General features: G+C 71.2%; 8 protein-coding genes. 6 read left to right on the forward strand and 2 right to left on the reverse strand.

All coding sequences use genetic code 11. The features are described 5' to 3' along the window. Positions 1-202 precede the first annotated feature (202 nt). On the reverse strand, positions 203-1,696 hold the full coding sequence (locus ACGFS9_RS10660; RefSeq protein WP_393252057.1) for an FG-GAP and VCBS repeat-containing protein: 1,494 nt from the start codon (positions 1,694-1,696) through the stop codon (positions 203-205). Between the two features lie 426 nt (positions 1,697-2,122). Beyond that, complete coding sequence (locus ACGFS9_RS10665; RefSeq protein ID WP_393252058.1) at positions 2,123-4,429, reverse strand: (Fe-S)-binding protein; 2,307 nt, start codon at positions 4,427-4,429, stop codon at positions 2,123-2,125. A 274-nt stretch (positions 4,430-4,703) separates the two neighbouring features. Between ACGFS9_RS10665 and ACGFS9_RS10670 the strand changes: the two genes are divergently transcribed. The 6 genes from ACGFS9_RS10670 (at position 4,704) to ACGFS9_RS10695 (ending at position 11,914) form a co-directional block, all read left to right on the forward strand. After that, positions 4,704-5,849, forward strand: a complete 1,146-nt coding sequence (locus ACGFS9_RS10670) for an MraY family glycosyltransferase (protein WP_393252059.1) — start codon at positions 4,704-4,706, stop codon at positions 5,847-5,849. Between the two features lie 147 nt (positions 5,850-5,996). Next, positions 5,997-7,850: a molecular chaperone DnaK gene (dnaK, locus tag ACGFS9_RS10675; protein WP_393252060.1), complete on the forward strand. Its 1,854-nt coding sequence runs from the start codon at positions 5,997-5,999 to the stop codon at positions 7,848-7,850. After that, positions 7,847-8,506, forward strand: coding sequence for a nucleotide exchange factor GrpE (gene grpE / locus ACGFS9_RS10680; RefSeq protein WP_393252061.1), 660 nt, complete (start codon positions 7,847-7,849; stop codon positions 8,504-8,506). The genes dnaK and grpE overlap by 4 nt, the downstream gene beginning before the upstream one ends. A 33-nt stretch (positions 8,507-8,539) precedes the next feature. Beyond that, positions 8,540-9,727, forward strand: a complete 1,188-nt coding sequence (gene dnaJ, locus ACGFS9_RS10685) for a molecular chaperone DnaJ (protein WP_393252062.1) — start codon at positions 8,540-8,542, stop codon at positions 9,725-9,727. A 7-nt stretch (positions 9,728-9,734) separates the two neighbouring features. Next, complete coding sequence (locus ACGFS9_RS10690) at positions 9,735-10,190, forward strand: heat shock protein transcriptional repressor HspR (protein ID WP_393252064.1); 456 nt, start codon at positions 9,735-9,737, stop codon at positions 10,188-10,190. A gap of 596 nt (positions 10,191-10,786) precedes the next feature. After that, positions 10,787-11,914 (forward strand): sugar ABC transporter substrate-binding protein, encoded by a 1,128-nt coding sequence (locus ACGFS9_RS10695; protein ID WP_393252065.1) that lies wholly within the window; start codon positions 10,787-10,789, stop codon positions 11,912-11,914. The last annotated feature ends 102 nt before the right edge of the window (positions 11,915-12,016 follow it).

The raw sequence follows: 12,016 nt of genomic DNA on the forward strand, positions 1-12,016 counted from the left end.
ACCTGGTCCCGGAGAGTGACGTGCGGGCCCGGCGTATCGGGCGGGGCTTTGCTGCCGAGCTGTGACATCCCCTAGGGGGCCGCCCGGCCGCCTCTCGGGGGCGGGGAGAAGGGGCTCCGGGTGCTGCCGTGGCGGCGGGTGCCCGCGCGGGGCCCCGCCGCCGGGACCGGGGCCCGCCGGCCCCGGTCCCGGCGGAACCGGGTCAGTCGGCGAACACGGCGCCGAACTGCGGGGAGCCCGTCGTGGAGACACCCGAGGTGCTCGGGGAGACGGTGCGGGCGCCGCTGGTGGTGATCTTCGTGCCGTTGGAGGGCAGGAAGACGACCGAGCCGTTGCCGCCGTTCTCGTACGTGCCGACGAGCAGGTCGGCCTTGCCGTCGCCGGTGACGTCGTCGAGCTTGACCTCGGCGCCGAACGCGTCGTTCGTCTCGTCGCTGCCGGGGACGCCCGCGCTGCTCTGGGCGAAGGACTGCACGCCGGAGCTGACCCGCACGCCGGCGGCCGAGCCGTAGAGCACGGTGACCATGCCGGTGCTCTTGACGCCGCCGATGTCCTCGTTCGGGGCGGAGACGACGAGGTCCTGGAACCCGTCGCCGTTGACGTCGCCCATGTCGAGGTCCCAGCCGAAGCTGTCCCCCGGCTCCGACTTTCCGGGCACGGCGCCGCTGTCCTGGGTGATCGAGGTGGTGGCGGACGGACCGGAGGCCGAGCCGTAGGTGATGTTCGCCCGGCCGCCGTCGGAGGAGTCCGGGATGGTCCGGCCGTCGTCCGTGTGGTGGTCCCAGCCGGCTCCGCTGACGATGTCGCCGTAGCCGTCGCCGTTGATGTCGCCGATGGCGGTGATGATGCCGGGCCTGAGGGCCTGCGCGGACGCCGCGCTCAGGCCGCTCGCGGTGCCGGGCACGTAGTAGTTCCTGTTCCAGCCGTCCGCGCTGTCGGTCTCGTAGCCGTCGACGACGAGGTCGGTGCGGCCGTCGCCGTTCACGTCGCCGGCCGTGAGGCTCAGCGGGCCGTAGGGGTAGTCGTTGGTCCCCGACCGGATCGGCGGCTTGAGGGTCGTCCGGCCGCCGGGCGTACCGGAGGTGCTGAAGCCGCCCTTGTACACGTAGATCGTGCTCTTGGAGCTGCCGACGGCGAGGTCGGCCCGGCCGTCGCCGTCGAAGTCGCCGGCGGCGAGGTCCTTGCCCCAGTAGTCGTGCGAGGAGGGGGCCGGGTCGGCGATGGTGACGCCCTTGCCGGTGAGGCCCGCGGCGGAGCCCCACAGGATGGCGACCGTGCCGCCGTTGACGTCGGTGCCGACCTTCTCCCACGGGGTGCCGACGACGAGGTCGTCGTAGCCGTCGTCGTTGAAGTCGGCGTAGGCCGTCTCGGCGCCGAAGCCGTCGCCGGCCTCGGCGGTGCCCGGGACGCCGGCGGTGTTCTGGCTGATCGTGGAGCGCTTGGCGGACGAGACGCCGGAGGCGCTGCCGTAGAGGGCGACGACCTGGCCGGCGCCCTTGTGTCCGCTGACGTAGGCGGCGTGCGCCGAGGCCGCGACGTCGCCTATGCCGTCGCCGTTGAAGTCGGCCTGCGGGACGTGCACGGAGTCCGCCGCGACGGCGGTGGGGGCGGAGAAGGTGAGCAGGCCGCCCGTCAGCGCGGCAGCGGTGGCCGTCGCGAGGGCGAGTCGCACGGAGTGCGGGTGACGCTTGTGCATGCGGGATTCTCCTGCGGCATGCGGGGATGTCCGCCGGACATCCCCTGTCGATGGGTTTCGACCGCCTGTGTTCGCCTGGCGTTGTCCGGCGGTTCACTGGCTGGTCGGCGAACAGGAGACCGCCGGCGGGGGGTGAGGGTTGTACGTGAGTTCGGATTATTTTCGAGACGGAGGGGGCGGGTGGGAGAGGCCCCGCCCGGCGGCCCCCTCCGTCGGCCGTCACGGGCCGTGCGCGGCCCCCTCGGCCGTCCGGCGGGCCGACCGGGAGGGCTCGGGCCGGGCGGGCGCCGAGCGGCTTCCGCGGGCGTCGTGCGGGGTCGCGGCGGGCCGTCGGACGGGTGCGGGCGGTTCCGTCGGCGGGTGCGGACACGGCGACGCCCCCGTCCCGGGGACGGGGGCGTCGCCGTGCGTGCGGCCTGCGGCCGGTTACTTCACCGGCTCCGGCTCCGGCGCGTTCTCCGAGTCCGCGGTGCCGGCCGGGGGTTCGTCGTCCCCGCCGTCGCCGTCGACCGGTGCCTTGACCGAGTCGAGGAGGAGCTGGGCGACGTCGACGACCTGGACCGACTCCTTGGCCTTGCCGTCGTTCTTCTTGCCGTTGACCGAGTCGGTCAGCATGACCAGGCAGAACGGGCAGGCGGTCGAGACGATGTCCGGGTCGAGCGACAGGGCCTCGTCGACGCGCTCGTTGTTGATGCGCTTGCCGATCCGCTCCTCCATCCACATCCGCGCGCCGCCGGCGCCGCAGCAGAAGCCGCGCTCCTTGTGGCGGTGCATCTCCTGCTGGCGCAGGCCCGGGACGGCGGACATGATCTCGCGCGGCGGCGTGTAGACCTTGTTGTGGCGGCCCAGGTAGCACGGGTCGTGGTAGGTGATGAGGCCCTCGACCGGGGTGACCGGCAGCAGCTTGCCCTCGTCGATGAGGTGCTGGAGCAGCTGGGTGTGGTGGATGACCTCGTAGTCGCCGCCGAGCTGCGGGTACTCGTTGCCGAGGGTGTTGAGGCAGTGCGGGCAGGTGGCGACGATCTTCTTGGCCGACGCGGGCTTCCTGGACTCCGCCGTGACCTTGCCGTCGTCGTCCATCTCCTCGCCGAAGGCGGCGTTGAGGGACATGACGTTCTCCATGCCGAGCTCCTGGAACAGGGGCTCGTTGCCGAGGCGGCGGGCGGAGTCGCCGGTGCACTTCTCGTCGCCGCCCATGATCGCGAACGTGACGCCCGCCATGTGCAGCAGCTCCGCGAAGGCCTTGGTGGTCTTCTTGGCGCGGTCCTCCAGGGCGCCGGCGCAGCCGACCCAGTAGAGGTACTCGACCTCGGTGAGGTCCTCGATGTCGCGGCCGACGACCGGGATCTCGAAGTCGACCTCCTTGGTCCACTCCAGGCGCTGCTTCTTCGCCAGGCCCCAGGGGTTGCCCTTCTTCTCCAGGTTCTTGAGCATCGTGCCCGCCTCGGACGGGAACGCGCTCTCGATCATCACCTGGTAGCGGCGCATGTCGACGATGTGGTCGATGTGCTCGATGTCGACCGGGCACTGCTCGACGCAGGCGCCGCAGGTGGTGCAGGACCACAGGACGTCCGGGTCGATGACGCCGTTCTCCTCGGCGGTGCCGATCAGCGGGCGCTCGGCCTCGGCGAGAGCGGCCGCGGGGACGTCCTTGAGCTGCTCCTCGGAGGCCTTCTCCTCGCCCTCCATGGTCTTGCCGCCGCCGGCCAGCAGGTAGGGCGCCTTGGCGTGCGCGTGGTCGCGCAGCGACATGATCAGCAGCTTCGGGGAGAGCGGCTTGCCGGTGTTCCAGGCGGGGCACTGCGACTGGCAGCGGCCGCACTCGGTGCAGGTGGAGAAGTCGAGCAGGCCCTTCCAGGAGAACTGCTCGACCTGGGAGACGCCGAAGACGTCGTCCTCGCCGGGGTCGGTGAAGTCGATGGGCTCGCCGCCGCTGGTCATCGGGAGCAGCTCGCCTAGGGCGGTCGCGCCCTTGGCGTCGCGCTTGAACCAGATGTTGGGGAAGGCGAGGAAGCGGTGCCAGGCGACACCCATGTTGGTGTTCAGGCCGACGGTGATGGCCCAGCCCATGGTGACGCCGAGCTTGATCATGGCGGTCAGGTAGACCAGGGTCTGCAGGGTGCCGAGGCTCAGCCCGTGGAAGGCGGCGACCAGGGGGTACGAGGCCCAGTAGGCGGCCTCGTAGTGGTCGACGCCGTGCAGGGCGCCCTCCAGGCCGCGCAGCGTCATGATGGCGAGGCCGATGACGAGGATGACGCCCTCGACGAAGTACGCCTGGCCGGTCTTGGAGCCCGCGAAGCGGGACTTGCGGCCCGGCCTGGTGGGCCGGTTCAGCTGCCGGATCACGATCAGCACGAGGATGCCGAGGGTCGTGAACAGCGCGATGAACTCGGTGTAGAACTCGTAGGGCAGCCAGCCGCCGAGGACCGGGAGGGTCCAGTCGGCCTGGAACAGCTGACCGTAGGCGTTGACGATGGTCAGGCCCAGGGTCAGGAAGCCGACGGCGACGAACCAGTGCGCGACGCCGATGATCCCCCACCGGTTCATCCGGGTGTGGCCGACGAACTCCTTGGCCAGCGTGGCGGTGCGGGCCTTCCAGTCGTCGGTGCGGCTGCCGGCGGGGACGGGCTGGCCGAGCTTGATGAACCGGTAGATCTGCGCGACGGCCCGCGCGATCAGCGCGACGCCGACCACGGTCAGGACCAGCGACACGACGATCGCGGCGAGTTGCATTCGGGGGCTCCTCGGGCCTGCGAGGTGTTCTTCGAGGGTCGCCTCGAAGTGATTACTAAGCGGTAACTTATGCAGTCCGTCTGAGACTACCCACTTCTTCCGCCGCACTGTAGTCAGGGGCGCGGTGATCTGCGTCGCTGAGGCAGACCTGAGTGGACGCGTCGCGGGCGGCCGGGCGATGTGCCCCGGCCGTCGCGCGGCTCCGGCGCGGGGACGAGTAAACCCGATCGTGTTATTCAGACAATACTGTGACAAGTACCCCTAAATTAGCGATGTGCTGTACGGAATCGCGGCCGCCACGGCCGCCCTGCTCCTGACCGCCGCGCTCTCGGCGCTGCTGCGGTCGCTCGCGCTGCGCCCGGGTGCGGCCGGCGGGCCGGGGCTCCTCGCCGGCCGCACCCGGCCCCGACCGCCCGGCCGGGAGCGGCGGGTGCCGCCGCTCGGCGGGCTCGCCGTGGCGGGCGCGACGGCGCTCGTCGGCTGCGCCGGGGACTGGACCGGTGCCGCCCCGCTCGGCGCCCAGACGAGCCGGCTGCTGGTCGCCGCCCTGGTCGTCGCCCTGGCCGGCCTCGCCGCCGACCTGCTGCCCGTGCCGCCCCCGCTGCGGCTGACCGCCGTCGCCGGCGCCGCCGTCCTGGCCGTGCCCTACGACGCGCTGGGCGTGCCCGGCGGTGTGCTCGCCGCCGGCTGGATCGTGTGCGTCACCCGGGCCTTCCGCTCGCTGGACCAGTCCGACGGGGTGCTCGGGACCGTCGGGGTGATCACCGCCTTCGCGCTCGGCGGATGCGCCACGGCCGAGGTCATGGACGGGCTCGCGGCGCTGCTCAGCGTGCTGGCCGCCGCGCTCGCCGGGTTCCTGATGCACGGCTGGCCGCCGGCCCGGATCGCGGCGGGCCGCTGCGGGTCCCAGTTCGCCGGGTTCGTGCTGGCCTCGGCGGCCGTGCTCGTGCACGCGGAGCGGCCCGCCGGGTCCGGTCTCGCCGCCGGGTTCGCGCTGACGGCGCTGGTCACCGTCGATGCCGCCTTCGTCCTGGTCTCCCGGCGGCGCGCCGGGCGGCCGGTGCTGCGGTCCGCGCCCGACCATCTCGCGCACCGGCTGCGCCGGGCCGGGCTCACCCGGCAGGGCGTCGTCGTCGTCACCGGGCTCGCCGCGTTCGCGGGTGCGCTCGTCGGGCTGTTCATCGATCTCGGCTGGCTCGGGGCCGCGGCGGCCTGGTGGCCGGCCGGCGCCGTCCTGGCCGCCGCGGTGGCGGGTGCCGTCCGGCCGGGTCCCCGGGCGCGCCGCGCCGGCCCGGGACCCCGATCCCGTACGCATGCGATTCCGCAGCCCGGGGGACCCGTCGCGGGAGGCGTGCGCCGTCCCGCCGACCCCCCCGGCGCCGTGCGGGAGGCCGCGGACGGGCCGGTGAAAATCCCCTAGCTCGCTGTGAGACGTGCAGGTCGGGGGCATCCTGCGCGTAAGGAGCGGATAAGAGTTGAGCCTCCACGACTCATGTCTGTTGACCGAGCGGCGGACGTCGTGCACACTTGAGCCTGTTCCACTCAAGTCATTGTTGGAGGAATCGAAATGGCACGTGCGGTCGGCATCGACCTGGGCACGACTAACTCCGTCGTCAGCGTTCTGGAGGGCGGCGAGCCCACCGTCATCACCAACGCCGAGGGCGCCAGGACCACGCCGTCCGTCGTCGCCTTCGCGAAGAACGGTGAGGTGCTCGTCGGCGAGGTCGCCAAGCGCCAGGCGGTCACGAACGTGGACCGGACCATCCGTTCCGTGAAGCGTCACATGGGCACGGACTGGACGATCGAGCTCGACGGCAAGAGCTTCAACCCGCAGCAGATGAGCGCCTTCATCCTGCAGAAGCTGAAGCGCGACGCCGAGGCGTACCTGGGCGAGAAGGTGGCCGACGCGGTCATCACCGTCCCGGCGTACTTCAACGACTCCGAGCGCCAGGCGACGAAGGAGGCCGGTGAGATCGCGGGCCTGAACGTCCTGCGCATCGTGAACGAGCCGACCGCCGCCGCCCTGGCGTACGGCCTCGACAAGGACGACCAGACCATCCTCGTCTTCGACCTCGGCGGCGGCACGTTCGACGTGTCCCTGCTGGAGATCGGTGACGGCGTCGTCGAGGTGAAGGCGACCAACGGCGACAACCACCTCGGTGGTGACGACTGGGACCAGCGCGTCATGGACTACCTGGTCAAGCAGTTCCAGGCCGGTCACGGCGTGGACCTGTCCAAGGACAAGATGGCCCTCCAGCGCCTCCGCGAGGCCGCGGAGAAGGCCAAGATCGAGCTGTCCTCGTCCACCGAGACCACGATCAACCTGCCCTACATCACGGCGTCCGCCGAGGGCCCGCTGCACCTGGACGAGAAGCTCACGCGCGCCCAGTTCCAGCAGCTGACGGCCGACCTGCTGGAGCGCTGCAAGACGCCGTTCCACAACGTCATCAAGGACGCGGGCATCCAGCTGTCCGAGATCGACCACGTCGTCCTCGTCGGCGGCTCCACCCGCATGCCGGCCGTCGCCGAGCTCGTCAAGGAGCTGACCGGCGGCAACGAGGCCAACAAGGGCGTGAACCCGGACGAGGTCGTCGCCATCGGCGCCGCCCTGCAGGCCGGTGTCCTCAAGGGCGAGGTCAAGGACGTCCTGCTCCTCGACGTCACCCCGCTGTCCCTCGGCATCGAGACCAAGGGAGGGATCATGACCAAGCTCATCGAGCGCAACACCACGATCCCGACCAAGCGGTCCGAGATCTTCACGACGGCCGAGGACAACCAGCCGTCCGTGCAGATCCAGGTCTACCAGGGCGAGCGCGAGATCGCGGCGTACAACAAGAAGCTCGGCATGTTCGAGCTGACCGGTCTGCCGCCGGCCCCCCGGGGCGTCCCGCAGATCGAGGTCGCCTTCGACATCGACGCCAACGGCATCATGCACGTGACCGCGAAGGACCTCGGCACGGGCAAGGAGCAGAAGATGACCGTCACCGGCGGCTCCTCGCTGCCGAAGGACGAGGTCGACCGGATGCGCCAGGAGGCCGAGAAGTACGCGGAGGAGGACCACGCCCGCCGCGAGGCCGCCGAGAGCCGCAACCAGGGCGAGCAGCTCGTCTACCAGACGGAGAAGTTCCTCAAGGACAACGAGGACAAGGTCCCCGGCGAGGTCAAGACCGAGGTCGAGGCGTCCGTCGAGGAGCTGAAGACCGCGCTCAAGGGCGAGGACACCGCCGAGATCCGCACCGCCACCGAGAAGGTCGCCGCCGTCTCGCAGAAGCTGGGCCAGGCCATGTACGCCGACGCCCAGGCCGCGCAGGCCGCGGGCGGCGACGCCCCGGGCGCCGAGGCCCCGAAGGCCGACGGCGGTGACGAGGACGTCGTCGACGCCGAGATCGTCGACGAGGACCGCAAGGACGGTGCCGCGTGACGGAGGAGACCCCGGGCTTCGACGAGCAGCCCGACGTCCCCTCCGGCGCCACCTCCGACGACGCCGATCCGCAGTCCGCCACCCCCTCTGCGGAGGGGGCGGCGGCCCCGGACGGGGACGACAGCGCACAGTTGACCGCCCTGACGGCGCAGCTGGACCAGGCACGCACCGGTCTCACCGAGCGGACCGCCGACCTCCAGCGGCTCCAGGCCGAGTTCCAGAACTACCGCCGCCGCGTCGAGCGTGACCGGATCGCGGTCAAGGAGATCGCCGTGGCGAACCTCCTGACCGAGCTGCTGCCGGTGCTCGACGACATCGGCCGCGCGCGGGACCACGGCGAACTCGTCGGCGGATTCAAGTCCGTCGGGGAGTCCCTGGAGACCGTCGCGGCCAAGATGGGGCTCCAGCAGTTCGGCAAGGAGGGCGAGCCCTTCGACCCGACGATCCACGAGGCCCTGATGCACTCGTACGCGCCGGACGTCACCGAGACGACGTGCGTGGCGATTCTGCAGCCGGGGTATCGCTTCGGCGAGCGCACCATCCGCCCCGCGCGGGTGGCCGTCGCCGAGCCGCAGCCCGGGGCGCAGACGGTCAAGGCCGAGGAGTCGGCCGAGACGGTCGAGGACAAGGAGAGCGGTGGCCCGGACGAGGGCTGAGCTTGACAGCGGAAGGAAGGAGGGACGTCGGGGATGAGCACCAAGGACTTCATCGAGAAGGACTTCTACAAGGTCCTCGGCGTCCCCAAGGACGCCACCGAGGCCGAGATCAAGAAGGCGTACCGGAAGCTCGCCCGCGAGAACCATCCGGACGCCAACAAGGGCAACGTCAAGGCCGAGGAGCGCTTCAAGGAGATCTCCGAGGCGAACGACGTCCTCGGTGACCCCAAGAAGCGCAAGGAGTACGACGAGGCCCGCGCCCTCTTCGGCAACGGCGGCTTCCGCCCGGGGCCCGGCGCGGGCGGCGGCAACTTCAACTTCGACCTGGGCGACCTCTTCGGAGGCGCCCCCCAGGGCGGACAGGGCGGCCAGGCCGGCGGCTTCGGCGGCGGCATCGGCGACGTCTTCGGCGGCCTGTTCAACCGCGGCGGCGCCGGTACGGGCACCCGTACCCAGCCCCGGCGCGGCCAGGACATCGACACCGAGGTCACGCTGAGCTTCACCGAGGCGGTGGACGGCGCGACCGTTCCGCTGCGCATGACCTCGCAGGCACCCTGCAAGGCGTGCTCGGGCACCGGCGACGCCAACGGCACACCGCGCGTGTGCCCGACCTGCGTCGGCACCGGGCAGGTGGCCCGGGGCTCGGGCGGTGGCTTCTCGCTCACCGACCCGTGCCCGGACTGCAAGGGCCGCGGCCTGATCTCGGAGAACCCCTGCGAGGTCTGCAAGGGCAGCGGCCGTGCCAAGTCGTCCCGGACCATGCAGGTCCGGATTCCGGCGGGCGTCAGCGACGGCCAGCGGATCCGGCTGCGGGGCAAGGGCGCTCCCGGCGAGCGCGGCGGACCCTCCGGCGACCTGTACGTCACCGTCCACGTCGACACCCACCCGGTCTTCGGCCGCAAGGGCGACAACCTGACCGTCACGGTGCCCGTCACCTTCACGGAGGCGGCGCTCGGCGGGGAGGTGAAGGTACCCACCCTGGGCGGGCCCGCGGTGACCCTGAAGCTGCCGCCGGGCACACCCAACGGACGCACCATGCGGGCCCGCGGCAAGGGCGCGGTCCGCAAGGACGGCACCCGGGGCGACCTCCTCGTCACCGTCGAGGTGGCGGTGCCCCAGGACGTGTCGGGCAAGGCTCGCGACGCGCTGGAGGCGTATCGCGAGGCGACCGCGGGTGAGGACCCGCGGGCGGAGCTGTTCCAGGCCGCGAAGGGAGCATGACGGAGCCATGGACACCACCGGTCGGCGGCGCAATCCGTACGAACTGACCGAGGAGACGCCGGTCTACGTCATCTCGGTGGCCGCCCAGCTCTCCGGACTGCATCCGCAGACCCTGCGTCAGTACGACCGGCTCGGCCTGGTCTCCCCCGACCGCACCCCCGGCCGGGGCCGCCGCTACTCGGCTCGCGACATCGAACTGCTGCGCACCGTCCAGCAGTTGTCGCAGGACGAGGGCATCAACCTGGCCGGCATCAAGCGCATCATCGAGCTGGAGAACCAGGTGGCGGCGCTCCAGTCCCGGGTCGCCGAGCTCCAGTCGGCCCTGGAGGGCGCCGCGGTGGCCATGCAGCAGCGCGAGGCCGCGGTGCACGCCTCCTACCGGCGGGACCTGGTCCCGTACCAGGAGGTCCAGCAGACGAGCGCCCTGGTGGTCTGGCGTCCCAAGCGGTCGCCGGACCAGTGACCGTGACACCCGGGAGGGGCCCGGAGGCAACGGCCTCCGGGCCCCTCCCGCGTGTGCGCGCCCCGGGGCCCCGGCTCTCCCGTCTCCGGCGTCCGCCGCTCTCGTGTCCCCCTCCCGGCTGCCGGCTCCCGGCTCTCCCGAGGTCTCGGGGCCCGGTGTGCGCGGACTCACTCCGTGACCGTTTCCGATCGATGACGGACCGGATGGCTTGATCCTGACGTTCCGGACGGAATCGGTGGTTTGGTCGCTTTCGCGGTGCCGGATCGGGCCGCGGTGCCGAGGGGCGTTTCCGCCGGGGAAACGGGTGCGGGGCGGCCCGTCCTCCGGGCTCCCGTGCACCTCAACGGCGGTCGGCGCGGCGGCGGGTGGACCGTCGCGGGACGCGCCGCCACCGCGTCGGTGTGGATGACGGAAGGTGAAGCTGAGGGGATTGCCGGAACGTTGGGCGTAACCTCTTCCCACAGTGTTCACTTGTGGAACACGGAACGCTGTTGCCATCTCGTTAAGTGGCTACTCCTTGACGCTGAGGTGATCGCCGCGTTGGCTTTCAGCCACCTGGGTCGCAATGCTGCAACCTCGCCCGGAAGGCACCTGATGTGAACACTCGTAACACCGGTCTCCGCCGTACCGTCATAGCCCTGACCTCGTCCGCCGTCGCCCTCTCCCTCGCGGGCTGCGGTGTCGTGGACGGGATCGGTGGGAGCGACGCCAAGGCCAGCCCCACGAAGGGCGACGACATCACGGTCGGGCTGCTCCTTCCGGAGAAGGAGAACACCCGTTACGAGAAGTTCGACTATCCGATCATCAAGGAACAGGTCGAGAAGCTCACCGAGGGCAAGGGCGAGGTCGAGTACGCCAACGCCGACCAGGACGCGGCCAAGCAGCTCACCCAGTTGCAGGGGATGATCGACGACAAGGTCGACGTCATCCTCGTGGACGCGGTCGACTCGAAGTCGATCGCCAAGGGCGTCGAGAAGGCCAAGGCGGCGGGCATTCCCGTCATCGCCTACGACCGGCTGGCGCAGGGCCCGATCGACGCGTACATCTCCTTCGACAACGAACTGGTCGGCGAGGTCCAGGGCAAGGCCCTGGTCGGCGCGCTCGGCAGCAACTCCGCGTCGAAGAAGATCATCATGATGAACGGCGCGACGACCGACCCGAACGCCGCGCAGTTCAAGGCCGGAGCCATCTCCGAGCTGAAGGACAAGGTGATCGTCGCGGCCACGTACGACACCAAGGAGTGGAAGCCGGCCAACGCCGCGGCCAACATGGAGGAGGCCATCCAGAAGGTCGGCCTCGACAACATCGCCGGCGTGTACTCCGCCAACGACGGCATCGCCGGCGCGGTCATCGACACCCTCAAGAGCGCGGGCGCCTCCAAGGTCCCGCCGGTCACCGGCCAGGACGCCGAACTCGTCGCCGTCCAGCGCATCATCAAGGGCGACCAGTTCATGAGCGTGTACAAGTCGTACCCGCAGGAGGCCAGCGCGGCGGCGGAGATGGCGGTCGCCCGCGTCCAGGGCCGCTCCATCGAGTTCGACGCGCTGACCCGCGACAAGGTCAGCAGCCCGACGAACAAGGACATCCCGGCGCAGCTCGTGCCCGTGGTCGACCTCACCGCGGACAACATCCAGGACACCGTGCTCCAGGACGACATCTACACCGTGAAGCAGATCTGCACCGCCCCGTACAAGGCGGCCTGCGACGCTCTCGACCTCAAGTAGGACGGGGCCGGCCCCCGACGGCCGCCCCGCGTCGGGGGGGGGGGGGGCGCGCGCGGCCCCCGCCCCCCCCCGGCGGGGGCGCCGCTGAGCGCCGCCGCCGCG

Origin of the sequence: Streptomyces sp. NPDC048566 (genome assembly GCF_043199735.1) — a bacterium.
Taxonomy (GTDB): Bacteria; Actinomycetota; Actinomycetes; order Streptomycetales; family Streptomycetaceae; genus Streptomyces.

Excerpts from the sequence above, each read along its gene's own strand:
- ACGFS9_RS10660 (WP_393252057.1), bottom strand. The coding sequence starts at position 1,696 with ATGCACAAGCGTCACCCGCACTCCGTGCGACTCGCCCTCGCGACGGCC.
- ACGFS9_RS10665 (WP_393252058.1), bottom strand. The coding sequence starts at position 4,429 with ATGCAACTCGCCGCGATCGTCGTGTCGCTGGTCCTGACCGTGGTCGGC.
- ACGFS9_RS10690 (WP_393252064.1), top strand. The coding sequence starts at position 9,735 with ATGGACACCACCGGTCGGCGGCGCAATCCGTACGAACTGACCGAGGAG.
- dnaJ (WP_393252062.1), top strand. The coding sequence starts at position 8,540 with ATGAGCACCAAGGACTTCATCGAGAAGGACTTCTACAAGGTCCTCGGC.
- dnaK (WP_393252060.1), top strand. The coding sequence starts at position 5,997 with ATGGCACGTGCGGTCGGCATCGACCTGGGCACGACTAACTCCGTCGTC.